At 51.9% G+C, this 18,597-nt stretch carries 16 protein-coding genes; 6 read left to right on the top strand and 10 right to left on the bottom strand.

The genetic code is table 11. The annotated features are described in order from the left end of the window. Window positions 1-9: 9 nt before the first annotated feature. From srlE to V9K92_RS16945, 3 genes are read right to left on the bottom strand one after another with little or no spacing between them, the layout of a single operon-like run. Complete coding sequence (gene srlE / locus V9K92_RS16955) at window positions 10-1,032, bottom strand: PTS glucitol/sorbitol transporter subunit IIB (protein ID WP_115052478.1); 1,023 nt, start codon at window positions 1,030-1,032, stop codon at window positions 10-12. A 17-nt stretch (window positions 1,033-1,049) separates the two neighbouring features. Next, entirely contained in the window at window positions 1,050-1,808 is a 759-nt protein-coding gene (srlA, locus tag V9K92_RS16950) for a PTS glucitol/sorbitol transporter subunit IIC (protein WP_307279373.1), read from the bottom strand. A gap of 42 nt (window positions 1,809-1,850) precedes the next feature. Continuing rightward, window positions 1,851-2,285 (bottom strand): transcriptional regulator GutM, encoded by a 435-nt coding sequence (locus V9K92_RS16945; protein ID WP_115052476.1) that lies wholly within the window; start codon window positions 2,283-2,285, stop codon window positions 1,851-1,853. 197 nt (window positions 2,286-2,482) lie between these two features. Between V9K92_RS16945 and V9K92_RS16940 the strand changes: the two genes are divergently transcribed. Beyond that, window positions 2,483-3,121, top strand: coding sequence for a hypothetical protein (locus V9K92_RS16940; protein WP_115052475.1), 639 nt, complete (start codon window positions 2,483-2,485; stop codon window positions 3,119-3,121). On the opposite strand, the gene V9K92_RS16935 is transcribed toward V9K92_RS16940, so the two are convergent. The 4 genes from V9K92_RS16935 to V9K92_RS16920 all read right to left on the bottom strand — a co-directional run bounded on the left by V9K92_RS16935 (window position 3,102) and on the right by V9K92_RS16920 (window position 6,938). After that, a complete protein-coding gene (locus V9K92_RS16935) occupies window positions 3,102-4,424 on the bottom strand; it encodes an acetoin dehydrogenase dihydrolipoyllysine-residue acetyltransferase subunit (protein ID WP_337354488.1) in 1,323 nt (440 codons plus the stop codon). The two genes, V9K92_RS16940 and V9K92_RS16935, sit on opposite strands and share 20 nt — an antisense overlap. Before the next feature lie 3 nt (window positions 4,425-4,427). Continuing rightward, window positions 4,428-5,426 (bottom strand): alpha-ketoacid dehydrogenase subunit beta, encoded by a 999-nt coding sequence (locus V9K92_RS16930; RefSeq protein ID WP_337354487.1) that lies wholly within the window; start codon window positions 5,424-5,426, stop codon window positions 4,428-4,430. A gap of 4 nt (window positions 5,427-5,430) precedes the next feature. Beyond that, window positions 5,431-6,462: a thiamine pyrophosphate-dependent dehydrogenase E1 component subunit alpha gene (locus tag V9K92_RS16925; RefSeq protein ID WP_337354486.1), complete on the bottom strand. Its 1,032-nt coding sequence runs from the start codon at window positions 6,460-6,462 to the stop codon at window positions 5,431-5,433. 182 nt (window positions 6,463-6,644) lie between these two features. After that, a complete protein-coding gene (locus V9K92_RS16920) occupies window positions 6,645-6,938 on the bottom strand; it encodes a hypothetical protein (protein WP_337354485.1) in 294 nt (97 codons plus the stop codon). A 141-nt stretch (window positions 6,939-7,079) separates the two neighbouring features. Between V9K92_RS16920 and V9K92_RS16915 the strand changes: the two genes are divergently transcribed. Further along, window positions 7,080-7,808, top strand: a complete 729-nt coding sequence (locus tag V9K92_RS16915) for an SIMPL domain-containing protein (RefSeq protein ID WP_337354484.1) — start codon at window positions 7,080-7,082, stop codon at window positions 7,806-7,808. A gap of 486 nt (window positions 7,809-8,294) precedes the next feature. Here V9K92_RS16915 and V9K92_RS16910 read toward each other — a convergent pair whose 3' ends face one another. Continuing rightward, the gene (locus tag V9K92_RS16910; protein ID WP_307286183.1) at window positions 8,295-8,747 is read right to left on the bottom strand and encodes a YcgN family cysteine cluster protein; all 453 of its coding nucleotides are present in this window, start codon (window positions 8,745-8,747) and stop codon (window positions 8,295-8,297) included. A gap of 247 nt (window positions 8,748-8,994) precedes the next feature. Here V9K92_RS16910 and V9K92_RS16905 point away from each other — a divergent pair, with 247 nt between their 5' ends. The 3 genes from V9K92_RS16905 to V9K92_RS16895 all read left to right on the top strand — a co-directional run bounded on the left by V9K92_RS16905 (window position 8,995) and on the right by V9K92_RS16895 (window position 12,220). Continuing rightward, window positions 8,995-11,115, top strand: coding sequence for an OmpA family protein (locus tag V9K92_RS16905; protein WP_337354483.1), 2,121 nt, complete (start codon window positions 8,995-8,997; stop codon window positions 11,113-11,115). Window positions 11,116-11,232: 117 nt separating this feature from the next. After that, window positions 11,233-11,757 carry a TIGR00645 family protein gene (locus V9K92_RS16900; RefSeq protein ID WP_307279396.1) on the top strand — a complete coding sequence of 175 codons (525 nt, stop codon included), beginning with the start codon at window positions 11,233-11,235 and terminating at the stop codon, window positions 11,755-11,757. Window positions 11,758-11,926: 169 nt separating this feature from the next. Beyond that, the gene (locus tag V9K92_RS16895; protein WP_307279401.1) at window positions 11,927-12,220 is read left to right on the top strand and encodes a DUF2798 domain-containing protein; all 294 of its coding nucleotides are present in this window, start codon (window positions 11,927-11,929) and stop codon (window positions 12,218-12,220) included. A 58-nt stretch (window positions 12,221-12,278) separates the two neighbouring features. On the opposite strand, the gene rpoD is transcribed toward V9K92_RS16895, so the two are convergent. Beyond that, entirely contained in the window at window positions 12,279-14,306 is a 2,028-nt protein-coding gene (gene rpoD, locus V9K92_RS16890) for an RNA polymerase sigma factor RpoD (RefSeq protein ID WP_115052466.1), read from the bottom strand. Window positions 14,307-14,610: 304 nt separating this feature from the next. Further along, window positions 14,611-16,560: a DNA primase gene (dnaG, locus tag V9K92_RS16885; protein ID WP_115052465.1), complete on the bottom strand. Its 1,950-nt coding sequence runs from the start codon at window positions 16,558-16,560 to the stop codon at window positions 14,611-14,613. Window positions 16,561-16,922: 362 nt separating this feature from the next. Here dnaG and V9K92_RS16880 point away from each other — a divergent pair, with 362 nt between their 5' ends. Further along, window positions 16,923-18,593 (top strand): Na/Pi cotransporter family protein, encoded by a 1,671-nt coding sequence (locus V9K92_RS16880; protein WP_115052464.1) that lies wholly within the window; start codon window positions 16,923-16,925, stop codon window positions 18,591-18,593. Window positions 18,594-18,597 lie beyond the last annotated feature (4 nt).

Here is an 18,597-nt window from a genome sequence, read left to right as displayed (position 1 = left end):
TCTTTTGGTTTAAAATACGATCAGGCTGACGACCCAAGCGATCAGCACCGATACGGGTCCCATGATCTGGCGGCTGATCAGAACAGCGGGGACACCAATTTCAATGGTCTTTGGCTTGGCTTCACCCAGCGCCAGGCCAACCGGAACGAAGTCACAGCCAACTTGCGTATTATAGGCAAAGAGCGCCGGCAGAGCCATCGCAGGCGATATAGTGCCATTGGCGATCTGTGGACCGATAATTGCAACCCCGATAACCTGCGCGATAACGGCGCCCGGCCCTAATATTGGTGATAGGAACGGCAAACCGCAAATCGCGGAAAGTATCAGCAAACCAACAATATTATTGGCAAGAGGGCCCATAGGCTGTGCCAGTACATCGCCAATACCGGTATAGAGGATGAAGCCGATGAGCATGGTAACGAACGCCATGAAAGGCAGAACATTACGAACGACCTGATCAATTGTACGGCGACCGGCATTAAAGAAAATGCCAACGACACGGCCCATCACACGACCGACAGCACTGATCAGGCCAATTAGACCGCCCTCGCTGGACTGTCCTGCATCAGAAGCCCCCATCGAAGCGGCAAGCTCTGCCGGCGTCGGAGGTGCTGATCGTGAAGCTGATGCGCCTGCAACCGTGCTAGACTGAGATCCGTCCGCAAGCTCGATATCGGCTTCTTTCACGCCCGATACATAAATGTCCTCGGTTATGAACTGTGCCAAAGGTCCAGCTTGCCCAACCGATGTCAGATTAACCGTCGGAATGCGCTTGCGAGGATAAACGCCGCAACGCGCCGTACCACCGCAATCGACAACAACAACACCCATTTCACCTTCAACGGGCGGGGCCTTGAAGCCGTCAACCGCCTCACCACCGGTAAGCTCGGCAATTCGCCTTGCGACTGGATGAATACCACCTCCGGTAACGGAAACAACTTTGTTCCGCTCCGGTGTCAGCTGGATCACGAGTGGGCCGCCCCATCCGTTCTTGCCGCGAGAGATTTTAACTGGCGTATAAGTTTTTGACATTATCTGTTCCCCCCAGACTAAAGCTCAATGCCCTGACGGCGCGCCATGATGGCCGTTATCCGCTCAGTCAGCATGCCCTTCAGCAAAATGACTACCAGTCCAACAATCGCGTACCAGATCGCGACGTTGATATGATAGCCGGCGGGGACAGCACCTTTTTTCTCAAGCTCCAGAAGCGCCACCAGAATACCACCCCAAACGAAATACTCGCCCGGGTTGATGTGCGGGAAAAGCCCAAGAGGTGGATGCACATAAGAAACAGCCGCATCGTAGAATGCAGGCTTATGCTTTTCCTCAAGGAAGGAGCCGAAAGTATAGGCCATTGGATTGGTAAGGAAAAACACCGAAAGGAGCGGCAGAATTGTGTAGCGTGTCAATGCGATACGCCCAGCGCCACGTGCGATACCGTGGACTCGCTCTTCTCCCACTAGTTCCGTCAGAGCATAGAACGCCGTCATCAGCACGACCAGAGTAGGGATGATACCGGTCACGAAACCGGCGAAAACCTCACCACCCTTTTGAAAAATACCGATGAAATATTTACCGATACTTGTCAGCCAGCCAAGTTGCTCTTCTTGCTGTACATTCTGCAGCTTCTGCTTGAATTCTTCGACGGAAATGTCGCCGGTTGACTGTGCAAGAATGACAAGATCATTTCCCGCATGATCGATTGCATGTTTCCCATGCAAGGCCGCATCCGAAACAATCGACCCGGCCACCGATATATGGTGGGCGGCGATATCCGCATGCTGTGCCAAAATTGTTAGAATTGACATGTTTCCCTCCTCCTTTTGGTCACCCCCTCGAAGTGACCATCCCTATGCGTTGACAGCCTTTATACCGGTAAGACCCTTGCTCTTCGGCTCAGCCTTTGCTCTATCGATCTGAGCTATCGCAACTTCTGTCGCTTTTGCGAGCGCACGATCTTCCTCTGTCGTCATCAATGAACTTGTTCGCAAAGCCTCAATCGACATATTTTCAAATTCGGGGCGTCGCCTGAACTTCGCAAAAACCGAACGGCCACTCATGACCAGAAATCGTTGAATTGCCAGATCTGCATTTGTTACGATCAGTACGATCATGCCCTTGCCAAGGCGACCGCGAACATTGCCGGCTCCAACAAAACCATCATTATACTTCGACGTGATCCCCTTCATGACGTCGGTATAGTGGCGCATCTGGTACCAGACGCCCAGCGATTGCAAAGCCCACAAAAGACCGAGCGCGAGCAACCCCCATTGCCACATGACCATACCAACTCTCCTCCCTGCTTCACCGTACGATGTGTTATGATTAGCCTATAACCTGAAAAACCGTCACGGGTTTTTGAAAAGGGAATGGCGATGATCGAAAATACCGACAGTGAACAGAAAAAATAGAACATTTGTTCTTTAAAGTGTCAATATGTATAATACATAAGTCCAAGCTAAACGCAGGCAGGTGAACAGGAATGAGCTTTATTTTTAAGGATGAACTTGTCCATGTGCCGGACCTGCGGCATCGCTTGCGTCAATTGCGCTGGTTTCGCATGGCTTTTCGCAAGAACGCAGCGCTTATCACCCAGCATTTTGGCTATCACTTTTCGATCGACGATACCAAATTGACACGAGCCTTTCTCAACTGGATTGAAACCGTCGAATTGCAAAAATCATATGCTGATATCGATCGGAAAGACTTCATCATCTTCGCGGCAGGTATCGCACTTAAGGAACTGATTAAAGAGGAGCCTGCAAAGCTCACCGGAAAGACGAGCGAAAATGCCCTGTCACAACCGGAAATGCGCGAAATTGTTGCGTTTTGGCCGGAGGGCTTTCTCTACACAAACTATTGCGTGGGTGCGATTGCCGCCATCTGCCAACAGGAGTTTGGCACAGCACCGGAGACCAGCAAATGCGCCGAGGATTTACGGACTTGGTGGTCTTATCGCGAGAATGTTGCTGAAATACCCGATTACGCGATTGCTTTTCTCGACAAATTCATCGGCATCGAGCCCAATTGGATCACACCTAATCTCGCATCTGCACGGAGCGCCATCCGGCGCGCCACGCTCGGTAAAAGGACTGCCAATCTTATTTTACCGACTGGCTGACGTCCTTCAATATCCGCATAACAGCCTCACGGCGTTCCAGTTGCGGCATATGACCGGTTTGACCAAACATATGCAAAGCGATCTCGCCCGGTAGGCCAGCGCCATGGCTTGCCGGAATGATACGATCAGCAGCACCGGAAATAATGCGGACCGGAATAGAGAGACGATTCAAGGTCGGCCTTATGTCGAAAACCTGAGTGCCGTCGGCAAAAAAGCGGTCACTGATCAGCCTTTGCGCTTCACGCAGATCATGGTTCTCTGCCTGTTGCAAAGTTGCAGCAACAAAGGGCTTGGTTAGAAGGCTCTCATCTTCAACCAGTTGCTTCATCCACGCAGTCAAGCTGGCTTCAGTCCGGGCGCGTACGAAACCGGCAAGGAATGAACCATTGATCTCCGGGCCTAATCCAGCTGGCGCTATCAAGACCAAAGCTTGAACGTCCAAATTTCCGCGACCAGAAATCAGAGCAGCAATAGCTCCACCGAACGAATGCCCAACGAGTATGAGTGGTCCGGAATGTTGCGCGGCAATGGTCTGCTCAACCATTTCGGCAATCGCTTCAAGTTCGCCGGGAATAGAGCATGTGGACCCGCCATGACCAGGCAGATCGACGGCGAAAATTGGGTTATCAATACTGCCACCGCCGAGCATCGGTCGCCAGCTATTCATATCTGCGCCAAAGCCATGAAGCAGCACGATTGGCGCGAGCGACTTGTCTCTGCCCTCTCGCAACCAAGCGGCCTTGAGCATATCTCCATTGCTGGCTTCTGTCTGGGTGGCTTTAGGCATGTCAGCAGGTGCCTTGGCGCAGGTTTTCAGTTCAACGTCTTTCTTTTGCACTCGGCCTTTTGGTCCGGAACCGGCGATAGAGGCGAGATCGACACCCGCTTCGCGTGCAATACGCCTGGCCAGAGGAGTTGCGCGGATACCGTCGTTTTCATGTGAGGCAGAGGCCACGTCCGTAGGTTTCGCCGGAACATCTTGCGACACTACCTCTAACTGCTGCTGCGGCACTGTAGCTTGCACTTCCTTCTCTACAGGAGCGATGGCCGCGTCATAGCTTTCATCTTCAGCGTATATCCAGCCGACAGCTTGTCCTACGGGAACGATAGATCCCTCCTCTGCCGTCACATTACGCAAAATACCGGATGCCGGCGCGTCAACTTCCATCGCCGCCTTGTCAGTCTCGATTTCAAAAAGCAATTGACCTTTTGTTATCGAGTCCCCCTCCTTCGCATACCATCGCGAAATTTGGCCGCTTTCCATATCCATATCGACCTTTGGCAGGATAACTTCGACTGGCATAACCTATCGCACCCCTTTTACGAGATCGCGCGCGCTCTGGATAATTCCGGGCACTTGAGGAACTGTCGCCCTCTCCAAATCGGGATTATAAGGAATGGGAGTTTCGGCGCCGCCAAGACGAACGATTGGCGCGTCCAAATAGTCAAATGCTTCACTTTCGGCAATCATGGCGCTCACCTCGGCACCTACGCCAAGTGTTTTCACACCCTCATATACGCACATGAGCTTCGACGTTTTCTTTACGCTGGCAATAATGGTGTCCTTGTCCATCGGACGCACAGTTCGTAAATCGACAACTTCAACGTTAATGCCTTCTTTGGCCAGTTCCTGGGCCGCTTCAAGCGCCTTGTGAACCATGATAGCCGACGCAACAATCGTAAGGTCAGTGCCTTCGCGCACAATAGCCGCCTTGCCTATAGGGACAATGTAATGACCCTCGGGAACCGGCCCCTTCATTTTGTAAAGAAGCTTATGTTCGAAGATCATGACAGGATCAGGATCCTCGATTGCAGCAAGAAGCATGCCCTTGGCATCATAGGGCGTCGAGGGTTGGATAACTTTCAATCCGGGGACATGCCCGAACCATGCTTCGAGGCTTTGGCTGTGTTGTGCTGCCGCTCCCGTGCCGGAGCCCGCAGGAAACCGCATGACCAGCGGAACTGATACCGCACCGCCGAGCATATAGCGCATTTTCGCTGCTTGATTGACGATCTGTTCCATCGCCAGAGCGGCAAAATCAGAAAACTGAAACTCGAATATGGGCCGCATACCTGTCAGAGCAGCGCCCACAGCAACACCCGCCCCACCCAGTTCTGAAATGGGTGTGTCCATGACGCGATCTTCGCCGAAACGTTGCACCAGATCACCGGTTACCTGAAAGGCGCCGCCATAGACGCCTATATCCTCCCCCATAAGGAACACCCGGTCATCAGCCTCCATGGCGATGGCCATCGCCTCCTGGATTGCCTGCGAATAGCTCAGTTCGCGCACTACTTCATTCATGTGATCAGTCCGTATATACGTCACGCGTGAGATTATTGAGGTCCGGTGATGGACTGTCCTTGGCAAATTCGATCGCGTCGGCGATCTCCTTTGCTACACTATCGCGAAGGTCAGCGATCTGGGTGTCATCAAGGAAACCAAACTCTTTCAATTGATCCTCAAATAGATGAATGGGGTCACGATTGCTGATCCACTCCTCGATTTCCTCTTTGGTACGATAGCGGTTGCGGTCACTTTTCGAATGTCCGCGATGCCGATAGGTCTTGCATTCGACAAGAGTGGGCCCTTCGCCACGCCGCGCCCGCTCCACTGCATTGTGAGAGGCCTCGGCAACGTCTGAAAGATTATTACCGTCGACGATTACACCCGGCATGTTGTAGGCGACAGCCCGGTCCGCCACATTGGCGACAGCAGTAGAACGTGCGGTGGAAGTAGACATGCCATAACCATTATTCTCGCAGACGAAAACAACAGGAAGCTTCCATACCGAAGCCATGTTAAGGGCCTCATGAAAGGCACCCTCATTATTTGCACCATCGCCGAAATAGGAAACAACGACCTTACCGTTTTTCTGTTTCTTGGCTGACAGCGCTGCGCCCACGGCGATAGGAATGCCTCCGCCGACAATGCCATTTGCACCAAGATTGCCTTTGGAAACGTCTGCAATATGCATGGAGCCACCACGCCCCTTGCAGTAACCGGTTTCTTTGCCAAAGAACTCAGCAAACATTTTTGCAACGTCCGCGCCCTTGGCAATGCAATGACCATGACCACGATGTGTAGAGGTGATCATGTCATTTTCGGCAAGCGGCATGGATATACCGACGGCACTCGCCTCCTGACCGATTGAAAGGTGCATCGTACCGTGGATCAGCCCGCGTGTGTACGATTCCTCAGCGCCCTCTTCAAAACGGCGTATCAGATACATTTTGCGCAAGGCTTCCTTTAACTGATCTGGCGTGTAGTGCCGAAAGGCGAATGGAAGGTTGCTGCCGTCGTCCTTGAGCTTGGCATTTGACGTTCTGGCGGAAACCATCCCGGGACTCCTTGACTGATTGTCGAATTACGCTGCTCGCGACCCGAAAGACATGGCAGCACTGCATATCGAGTAATGAACATTTGTATCTTAGTCAATACCTATGTCCACAACTTGCGATGCTGTAGAAAAAGAAAACGCCCCTTAACGAGGCGTTGTCTTTCCAGCAAAGTTACTGCTGTTTAGTCACCAAACCGGTGACCCTCTCGCTCCGGATCAAATGCGATCTCAGCTTCCTCCTCGTCATCAGGCAAAGCTGCATCGCTTTCCTGATATGGATTATCATCGTCGTCTTCGGACAGATCGCCGGCGTCTTCGGATTGGGTTTGCCGCTCACCCAGTATTGCCAGCTCATCATCGGCCTGCACTTCAGTCACACCAACCTCATCCCAATCCTGGGTTTCGATTGGTGTTCTGTCAGGCTTTTCCTGCTTTTCCGGCTGTTTGCCGCTAATTTTCTCTCTTTCGTCGGTCATAATGCACTCCTTTGGTTGTTCAGGAACGTCGAACAACGCTTTTGGATGCATTTTATGCAGTCGGAGATTTTTTGCTTTTTGCCCTAATCCACCCATAATGACCTGCGAGTCAGCAGCTTCACGTCATTTGGGGAGATATCCATGACATCTAAAATCCTGACCCTAGCCCTTGCAACGACTGCGATGATTGCTTTTCCTTTTGCTGCTCTTGCGGATGAAACTCCGCGCCCGCACATCATCGTAACCGGCGAAGGCGAAGCTGCGATTGCACCTGACACAGCGGTTCTTTCGCTGGTTGTTATGGAGGAGAAACCAACGGCACGGGAAGCGCTGACTGCCAACAATGAATCAATGGCCAAGGTTCTGGACGGAATGAAGAAGGCAGGAATCGCAGATCGCGATCTCCAGACCTCCGGCTTCAACATTGAACCGCGTTATGTTTATCCGGAAAACAAGGACGGCAAACAACAGCCTGAAGCACCAAAAATCGTTGGCTATGCGGTGTCCAATTCGCTTTCCGTGCGCGTCCGCGATTTGAAAAAGGTTGGAGAAATTTTGGACCAATCTGTGTCACTTGGCGTTAATCAGGGTGGCAATCTCGTATTCACCAACGACAAGCCGGATGCGATCCTAGAAGAAGCACGAAAAAAAGCCGTTGCCAGTGCAATTTCAAAAGCGAAAACTCTCAGCACAGCTGCTGGTGTTGAACTTGGCAAAATTGTACAGATTAGCGAGCAATCGCGAAACCCTCGTCCCATGCCAATGGCGCAAAGCAAGATGATGGCAATGGCTGCAGATTCTGTCCCGGTCGCTGCTGGCGAGAACACCTACAACGTAACTGTGGATGTTACTTTTGAACTAAAGAACTGATCAATCTACACAGCCAGTAATAAAAAGGGTGCTTCAAAGCACCCTTTTTATATTTTATCGCTGATCAGCGGATAATCGGGCATCCTCTAGCTCTCGCAAACACCACTGCGCTGCGATGGCCATATCTCCAGCCCGTTACTCGTAAAACGTTTCTGCGCACTGTTACCGTCGGGTTACGCAGCCCCATACGGCGTGCTTTACTTGCTGCTTGGCCAGCTGTGCAGGCGCGTCGATAACCCGGGCCCCAGTGCCCTGGCCGGTGATTGACATTGATGATTTCCGAATTCGCAATTCCGAGTGTTTGGACCGAAGGCGTAGCAGACGCGACCCCAAGTCCAAATACGGAAGAGATACCAATCGCGGCACCGAGTGCCAGGATTCTTAATGAAACACGAGCCATTGAACGTTTCTCCCTGTCATTTAGTCCGTCAACCGGACACACCATAAAGGTCCAACAAGTCCACTTTGTTCCCAGGTTACAAATAGTTAATTGCCGGCAACTCTTACCATATGTTCAAAGTAATCTTCGTCAGATTTCAGATCATGATCGAACGCCGTTACTTGGCCCCGAACAGAGATTCCGGCTTCATGGACAGTCTCGCTGGTACCGGAGACGAGGGGATGCCACCAATAGAGATCCTGGCCCTCATCTATTAACCGATAGCCACAGGTTTCAGGGAGCCAGTCGACAGTTCTGACAATTTCAGGCGTCAGAAACACGCAGTCGGGCACCTTCTTTTTCCGATCAACATAGTCGGAACATTGGCATGTGCCCGCATCAAGCAGCGTGCACGCCACTGTCGTGAAGTAAATTTCTTCCGTATCTTCATCTTCAAGTTTGTGAAGGCAACAACGGCCGCAACCGTCGCAGAGGCTTTCCCATTCAGCGCGATTAAGCTCATCAAGTGTTTTGGTTTTCCAGAATGGTTCGCTAGGCATGCCATCAAATACAACGCTGATATGCTCCCGTCCATAGTAGCGACCGGTAGTTGTCCATGAATGCAAGATGAACAGCGCCTTCACACCGCATACAGGCGGGTAGTGGAATGCTGCATCTTTCGGATTCGGTCGTCATGGCCGGAAAAACGATGATCGCGCCACAAAAGGTTGCCATAAAATGGGAACAGGTTGCGGTTAAGAACATTTGACGTGTTTCAAGCTTTTGAAATGCGAGACAGGGATGGACATGAAACGGACAGCACTTTTTTTCGCCTCAACAGCAATTCTCTTTTCGTCGCCGCATGCGATGGCGGAGCAACCCGCTTTGAACAGGCCGTATATTTCATCGAACACCAATGATCCCCAAATGTTGCTCGCTCAAGTTGAAGAGCAACAGCCTGAAGCTGAAACAACTGAAGAGCCTGTCAAGAAAAAGCGCCCGGTTGAGGAACAAGTAGACGATGCCAAGCAGCGCGCGACCGAAGAGTCCGATGCAGCTGCCGAGTCACAAAAGCAGGCCGCAGAGCAGGCAAAAGAGCAAGCCGATCAGGCCGCAAAGGATGCCGAAGCGGAAGCCTCTGCCAAGGCAGAACAAGCCCAACGGGATGCCCAAGCCGAATCTGACAAAGCTGCGAAGAAGCAAAAGGCAATCGAATCGGAGGCTAAACAAAAGGCGGCTGATGAAGCTGCGGCCGTCGAATCTGCACAAAAGGAGGCCGCCAAGGATGCCGAACAGGCCAAGCGCGATGCTCAGGCCGAAGCTGATAAGGCGGCCGAAGAGCAGAAAGCTGTAGGAGAAGCTGCACGCGCGAAGGCGGCAGAAGAATCTGAAGCGGTCAAAGCAACTGAGAAAGAAACTGCCAAGGAAGCGGAAAAGGCTAAGAAAGCTGCTCAACAAGAAACTGACAAGGCGGCAGAAGCTCAAAAATTAGCTGAAGAAGAAGCACGGAAAAAAGCAGACAGTGCTCAGAAAGCTGCCGAGAAACAAACAGATCAGGCCGCCGAAGAAGCCAAGAAGGCTGCAGACAAAGCAGCCAAGGAAACGCCCGCCCAGCAAACCTCACCTGAAGCCGTCGAACAGAAATCTCCTGTTGAAACGACGCCCAGCCAGCCTACGGGCGAAACTCCGGCAGTACCCTCACAGGAGGCTACGCCTGTAACGCCAGACCAAAGTGCAAAGCCTGCCGATGGAACCACCGAAGCTCCTTCGGGACAGGCAGCTAAACCGGAACAACAGGAAGCATCGCCGCTTCCAGAAAATGCAGCACCTGTGCTCGATAGCGATAAGCCCCGGAAGGGCCGTCGCGGAGAAAAGGGCAGCAAACAGGGCCAAGCTACAGGCGAAGCTTCACAGGAGCAGCCAGCCAGCCAAACACCGGAAACTGCTCCCGTCGCGCCGCCAAAAACTGACGCAGATGTTCAGCAAGAACTTGCTCCGGTCAAGATCGAGCCAGTACGAACAGAAAAAGGCGTACGCACCAAGGAACCTAGACGGGATGAACGTCCCGATGACGTACAGGTTATCAAGCAGTTTGATAATCGCACGATTGTCGAAGTGAATAATAATATCTTCGTTGAAAGTTCGGATCGCCCCCGCATGTCTCGGGACGCACAGGATGTGTATTACGAAGACTTGCCGCGCAATCGCACGCGAGAAACCATTATTCGTGAAAATGGCGTCCAAATCATAACGGTTCGCAATCGGTATGGAGATGTGATCCAACGCTCACGGCTGATGCCTGACGGACGTGAGGTGGTTCTTAGCTACGCGCCCGACTATGATCGCGAAGAACGCCTCGTGTGGCGCGATCCGGGTGACGATCTGCCACCCCTGCGTCTCACGATCCCTGTACGCGAATACATTATGGACGCGGAAGAAGTGCCCGAGGAAGAAGTCTACGAATTCTTCACTCAGCCTCCGGTCGAACGTGTCGAGCGTCTCTATTCCATAGACGAGGTAAAGCGCTCTGCACGTATCCGCGACAAAGTACGCCGTGTTGATCTCGACACCATCACCTTTCCTTTCGGTTCTGCCGAAATCGGTGAAGATCAGATCGCGCGTATTGAAAGCGTCGCGAAGGCCATGGCCCAGATCCTGAAGAAGAATCCTGCAGAGACATTCCTCATCGAAGGCCATACGGATGCCGTGGGTTCGGATCAGGCCAATCTCGTTCTGTCGGATAAACGGGCTGAATCAGTCGCACAGGCATTGACCAATGTCTTCGATATTCCGCCAGAGAACATGGCCACACAAGGTTATGGCGAGAACTATCTGAAGATTAAATCAGAGGGTCCTGAGCAACAGAATCGCCGTGTTGCAATCCGCAGGATCACGCCGTTGGTTGCCCCGATGGCAAGCAATAATTAATCCCTTTCGAAACAATCGGACCCGGGCAAAAGCCCGGGTTTTTTGCGTTTGCGCCTTGAGTTCACGCAGATGCTCGTTATTTGTTGTTTGAACCTGTACTTCTATCGGAATGAGCAAATGAAACGCATAGAAATCTTTATCGAAAACATCATCCTCGCTTCACGTTGGCTTCTGGTCGTCTTTTATCTCGGGCTGGCGATTGCACTGGCGATCTATGCTTTTTCTTTTGCCGGGAAGCTCGTCGATTTCGTCTCCAAAGTCATGATCCTGAACGAAACCGACACGATCCTCAAAATGCTCAGCCTTATCGATGCAGCCCTCGTTGCAAGTCTTGTGGTCATGGTCATCATTTCCGGTTACGAAAATTTCGTATCGCGGTTCGACCAAGCAGATGAAGTGCACTGGCTCGGTACAATCGACGCTGGATCACTTAAAATCAAAGTCGCATCGACCATCGTGGCGATTTCATCGATCCATCTGTTGCAGATATTCTTGAACCTGACGCAGTACAGCCACGACCAACTGATGTGGTTCACAATTATCCACCTTGCCTTCGTGTTTTCGGCCTTGTTCCTCGCCTATATCGACAAACTCATGGTCAAGGATAAAGGCGACAAAAAATCCCACGAGCCATCGCTCTGAACAAAAAAGCCCGGTCAGCCGGGCTTTTTTATTGCCAACACGTCTATGCCGCGTGTAAAGGACAAGCGTAGGTTGAACTTTCAGCCCTACCGTAAGCGTCTTACGTCAGGCAACGCATCTCCTCCGGTCTCTAACCGGCGTGGCTTTTATCGGCCAAGGATCGTTGCACATGAGACCGCATACTTACGGAAAAACCATGAACTATAATCAGAAACTGTCTTTTCGTCGCAAGTTGCCAGCGAAGTACATTGCTGTCATTACACCGCTTATTCTCTCGGTGCTCATGACTTTAGTGGTGTCATTCATTGCGACAGTAAAGAATCTCGGGCTTCACGCCGACCTGCCTTACAATTGGGTAACAGCTTGGGCCTTGTCGTGGGTTGTTGCATTTCCAACACTTTTAATGGTGCTGCCTGTCGTTCGTCGTATCGTCAGCATTATCTGTGACTCGCCCACCCGCTAATGCAAAACGGGATGGGTTTTCGCCCATCCCGTTCTCTATTTTTGCAGATAAGGATCGCTTAGCTGTCGAGGAAGCTGCGCAGCTTGCGCGAACGGCTCGGATGCTTGAGCTTGCGCAATGCTTTGGCCTCGATCTGACGAATGCGCTCACGCGTAACCGAAAACTGCTGTCCAACTTCTTCCAGCGTATGATCCGTATTCATGCCGATACCGAAACGCATACGCAGGACACGTTCTTCACGCGGTGTCAGTGATGCCAGCACCCGCGTAGTGGTATCGCGCAAGTTCGCCTGAATCGCAGCATCGATAGGCAGAAGCGCATTCTTATCCTCGATGAAATCACCGAGGTGCGAATCTTCTTCATCACCTACCGGTGTTTCGAGCGAGATTGGTTCCTTGGCAATCTTCAGGACCTTGCGCACCTTCTCAAGTGGCATAGCCAGCTTTTCAGCCAATTCTTCCGGTGTCGGTTCACGGCCGATTTCGTGCAGCATCTGGCGCGACGTACGAACGATCTTGTTGATCGTTTCAATCATGTGCACCGGAATACGGATTGTACGTGCCTGGTCGGCAATAGAACGGGTAATCGCCTGCCTGATCCACCATGTCGCATAGGTCGAGAACTTGTACCCACGGCGATACTCAAACTTATCGACCGCTTTCATCAAACCAATATTGCCTTCCTGAATAAGATCAAGGAACTGCAACCCGCGATTGGTGTACTTCTTGGCGATGGAAATGACGAGACGCAGATTTGCCTCAACCATTTCTTTCTTGGCAAGAGCGGCTTCGCGCTCACCCTTTTGCACCTGGTTGACGATGCGGCGGAACTCCGAAATGGAAATTGCAGTTTCCTGCGCCATATTCTGAATTTCGGTACGCAGATTTTTGATCGTCTCTTTTTCGTTCTTCGTGAACTCTTTCCAGCCGCGTGTCGTCAGGTTGGAAACAGCTTTCAGCCAGTTCGGATCAAGTTCGTTGCCCTGATACTCTTTCAGAAAGTCTTCACGACGTACGCCATAAGACTCCGCAAGACGCAACAACCGACCCTCGTTCTGCACGAGACGCTTGTTGATGTCATAAAGTTGAGCCACCAGAGCTTCAATACGATTCTGGTTCAGCGACAGCGATTTCACTGCCTTGATCAGTTGGTCCTTGAGCTCCTTATAACGGCGCTCCTGGCTTGGTGACAACGAACCCGATGCAGCAAGGCGATTTTCAACTTGCTGATCCTGAAGCTTGCGAAGCTTTTTGTAAGTGTCAGCAATAACGTCAAGGGTTTCCATGACCTGCGGACGCAATTCGGCTTCCATCGCTGCAAGCGACAGATTGGCCTCATCATCCTCATCATCGTCGTCTTCGACCTGCGTATCGCCACCAACATTTGTAATGTCGTCATCATCGCGGCGGCTGCGCGAACGATCATTGCCTGGAGCAGGTCTTTCTTCTTCGACGCGCTCAATTACCGGTGCCTGCTTGGCTTCAGGGCCAGCATAGGTCGTTTCCAGATCAATGATTTCGCGCAGAAGAATCTGCGATTCATTCAGCGCTTCGCGCCAGATGATGATCGCCTGAAACGTCAGCGGGCTTTCACATAGGCCTGAGATCATAGTCTCACGACCAGCCTCGATACGCTTGGCGATCGCAATCTCGCCTTCACGCGACAAGAGCTCAACAGTGCCCATTTCACGCAAATACATGCGAACAGGGTCATCTGTGCGGTCGGTTGGTTCTTTCTTGGTGACAGTCGGAGCGACAGCCGTACCGGTCGACTCGGCGAGCTCGCGCGCATCGCTTTCATCATCGGCGCTATTATCCGCCTCTTCGGCGTCCGCGTCTTGCTCGTCATCCTCAACAACATTGATGCCCATATCGCTGAGCATCGCCATTGTGTCTTCGATCTGTTCTGAAGTGACCTCTTCGGATGGCAGAACTGCATTGAGTTCGTCCATCGTCACATAGCCGCGCTTCTTAGCGAGCTTGATCATCTTCTTGACAGCGTCATCGGAAAGGTCGAGAAGCGGACCGTCTGGCGCGCCTTCGCGCTCGACTTCTACTTCTTCATTTTCCTTTGCCTTCGTTGCCATATTCTATATCTCCAAGCGACATTCGCTTTTTTCATGCATGAGAACAACGAGTGCAGCAGCGCACCGGTTCCCCTACATCAATCAAGGTATTAAATGATCGACTAGCCGAAATCCTGTTAATGGCGGATTAACCCTGTTATTCCGGTGGCGAGCACGCTGCATATTTGTCGAATTTGCCGGTATTTCTGCAAAACCCACAAACATCAACGCAATATCTACAATTCTGCGCAATCTGATTCCGTCATTATTGACCCACGTCAACCCCGACTCAACTGATTCGGGTCAAAAAAGCGAATCAATTCGGTCAAAAACCCTTCGCGGAGCGTCCAGAGGGGATTCCAAACCCTTCGATCAGCGCCTCCGTAGCCTGCGCGTTACGGATATCGTTCTGTATATCGAGTAACCTGTTAAAGTTTTCCTCGGTCGCGTCAGCACCCAAAGCTACCCGAGCCAATTCCAGTTCTTTATGTAGTGCGCGAGCGCGCTGATGCAAGTGGATCGCCTGCCGCAAAGCTTCTCTGGCGTCCTCTTCTGCAGCTTCAGCAGAAGCAGACCATTCACGGTTGCGTCGGATAATAGCTTCAAGCGCCTCCACCAGCGTTGCCAATCCCTGATCCGCGATTGCCTTGCGCATCTCTGCTCCACTGGAGACATGATGCTCCGCCATCGCATCGAGCATAGCAGCATGAAAACGCTTCAGGTCCGGATGCTCCAATTCAAGATCAACAACCGTTTCAAAATCATCTTCAATCAGACGGGGGTGGTTGAACAAGGTCATCAGAATAGCTGTTTCTCTAACAGGAAGCTTTGATGACGAGCGAGCGCCCAATGCCGACTTTGTCAGATTATCACTGACAGCAAACCGCCCGGTGGCAGCACCTTTTCCGCGAGAACCATATCTGGGCTGACCATAGGCATTCTGATTGTTGCCGCGCTCACCATTGTTACGTTGGTTTGGCCCGAAAAACTGCTGGATTCGCTCACGTACATCCTGGCCATAATGACGCCGGACATTCTCATCGGCAATCAAAGCAGTCATCTGCTTTAAGCGAGATTCAAGCTCGGCCCGACGTTCAGGCGTATCAAAGACACCGCTTGATGTCTCACGACTCCATAGCATGTCCGCCAAGGGGCGGGCATCATTAAGGACTTCCTGAAAAGCCTGTGGCCCTGACGACTTAACGAGGTCATCGGGATCTTTGCCTTCTGGCAGCACAGCAAAACGGAGCGAATATCCCGGCTTCAAAACCGGCAAAGCCAAGTCGATTGCCCTATGCGCCGCCTTTATGCCGGCACTGTCGCCGTCAAAACAAAGTACGGGCTCGGGTGACATTCGCCAAAGAAGACCCAGCTGATCCTCCGTCAGCGCTGTACCCAACGGCGCAACCGCATGTGTGAACCCCGCCTGCGCCAAGGCGATAACATCCATATATCCTTCCACCGCAATGACAGCTTTGGCTGGCTGTCCCGCTTGCGGCTGTGCTGCCTTGCGGGCGCGCAATGCGTTGAACAGAATTTTTCCTTTGTGGAAAAGCTCGGTTTCATTGGAGTTCATATATTTTGCGATGGCATTGGGAGCCAGCGCTCGCCCGCCAAAGGCAATGATACGCCCCCGTAAATCTTCAATCGGAAACATGATGCGATCACGAAAACGATCAAAGGAAACTGGCTTGTCATCGCCATATACCACCAAGCCGCAGGCTTCTATCTGATCCTTTGTAGCCCCTTTGCTGGCCAGATGTTCTTTCAGGGCATTACGGCTTTCCGGTGCATAGCCGAGACGGTAAGAGTGCTGCGTTGCAGCGCTGAGCCCGCGATCGCGCAAGTAAGCCCGTGCTTTTGCACCACCGGCCGCTTGCAACTGCTCCTCGAAAAACTTCGTTGCCATTTCCATGACATCATAGAGCGTGGCGCGCTTTGCCTCGCGTATCTCCATTTCGGCATCGCGCGCGGGCATGGGAACACCCGCCATATCCGCAACACGCTCGACCGCTTCCGGAAAGCTCAGGCCCTCAAGTTCAGTCAGAAAACGAAAATGATCGCCTGTGACCCCGCATCCGAAACAATGATACCGCCCTTTGCGATCCTCACAGTGAAAGCTGGGGGATTTCTCGCCGTGAAATGGACAGCAGGCCCAGAAATCGCCTTTCTGGGCATTTGTCTTCTTGCGATCAAACGAAACGCGTGTCCCGATGACGCTGGATATCGGCACACGCTCCCTGATCTCGTCGAGAAAAGATGGCGGAAATCGCATATGAATGTTCGTTCTAAATTAAACTCTGCTGCGGGATATGGAGTGCTCTACACTCACGTCTGAGGTCCAGGTTCATTGTGCCTTAAATAAGACTGCTATGAAAGGCCTTCAAGCACTTCATCCCCGACTCATACTGTTCGATCAAAGCAAGAAGGGATTTGGTTTTTACAAAGCCGGCAAATTATCAGCGTGTCAGGTGTGAATTATCTTCTGCCAGCGTATTTGTGCTAAGAGCGACATATTTTTTCTTAGCCGGAACATATTTTTTTCGCTTTTTGAGTGATATCTTATATTAATAAATTGCAATCAAACTTGGCATGGTTGCTATTCTCGCTTCTCTCAACACGACAGGATTGTAGCAAGTGAACGGTTCCGCAATTTTGTTGCATTTGGCAGGTGCTGTAGCGCTCCTGCTCTGGGCAACACGAATGGTTCGAACAGGCGTCGAGCGCGCCTATGGCGAGCGCATGCGTCAAAGTCTACGCGGCGTCCTTCACAATCCCATTCTTGCTGTTCTCTGGGGCTTGATGCTTTCAATCGCATTGCAGAGTTCGACAGCAGTCAGCCTCCTTGTCGGGTCTTTCGTCGGTTCAGGCTTTGTCAGTGGCGTTGCAGGATTGATGGCCGTTCGCGGCGCTGAGGTCGGATCCGCTCTGGTCGTAAAGATTCTCAGCTTTGACCTAACCTTGCTGGTACCGCTCTGCCTTGTCGCGGGCACTGTAATCTTCATGTCCACGGAGCGCAGCAATTGGCGGCAGATTGGCCGCATTCTTGTTGGCATTGGTCTTTTGGTGCTTTCGCTGGAAATGACAGGGCAAGCGACCGAACCGCTACGCAACAGCGACTTGCTGCCCGTTATTGTTGGTTATCTCAGCACCGATCCGGTTACAGCATTTCTGCTTGCGGCGATCATGACCTGGCTATTCCACTCCAGCATTGCTGCCGTGCTTTTGCTGGTCACCTTTGCCTCGCGGGGTCTTATCCAGCCTGAGCTCGGAATTGTGATGATCTTTGGCGTAAATCTCGGGTCATCGTTCATTGCCCCCCTCCTCACTCGATCAGCTGCCCCACAGGCCCGGATCGTGCCGATGGGAAACCTGCTGATGCGGGGCGCTGGATCAATCGTGATCCTCATTCTCTTCATGACATTCAAACCCTCTATTGCCTTCCTTGGCTCGTCACCAGCGGACCAAGTCATCAACGGTCATATCTTGTTCAATATCATCATTCTGCTGGCGGGTGTCCCGCTGTCAGCACTGGTTTTACGCGTAACCAAGGCGGTTGTTGCGTTGAACGCACCTGTCGAGCAAGCGCCCTCTCTTGTTCAAGCAGAGCTCAGTGCTTTGGATGAAAGCGTGTTGGACACACCAAGCCTAGCACTGACAAATGCCACCCGGGAAACCGTGATGGTCTGCGAAACTGTGGAAATAATGCTTCGCGGCGTTATCGCGCTTTATGAAAACCCGGAACAGGATCGCATCAACGAACTATCGATGCTTGACGATAAGGTGGACCGCAAACATGCAGCCATCAAACTTTATCTGGCCAAACTAACAACGAGAAAACTGTCCGAATTCGAGGTGGCCCGTGCTCAGGAACTATTGGGTGCCTGTGTCAAGCTTGAACAGGTGGGCGACATCATTGTCCGCAATATGCTCGCCCTCGTTCAGAAAAAAATGGATCGCAAACTTAAATTTACTGATGAAGGCTGGCTGGAACTCAGCAACTTCCACGCAAAAGTATTGGTTAATGCCCGTATGGCTTTCAATGTGCTGGTATCTCGCGATCGGGAAACCGCACATCAGCTGGTTTTGGAAAAGGACCACCTGCGTGACCTGGAAAAGCAGAGCAGTCAACGCCACTTCAGTAGATTGCGTGAAGGGACTGTCCGTAGCCTGGAAACCAGCTCAATTCATCTCGACACCATACGAGACCTCAAGCAGATTAACTCGCTGCTCGCATCCATGGCCTATCCTGTCCTTGAAGAACAGGGTCTGTTGAACACAACGCGTCTGCGGGCGTTGCACAGCTGAGCGA

The sequence above is a fragment of the Phyllobacterium sp. CCNWLW109 genome (assembly GCF_037203905.1).
GTDB lineage: Bacteria > Pseudomonadota > Alphaproteobacteria > Rhizobiales > Rhizobiaceae > Phyllobacterium > Phyllobacterium ifriqiyense.
This window is presented reverse-complemented; position numbering and strand designations above follow the sequence as displayed.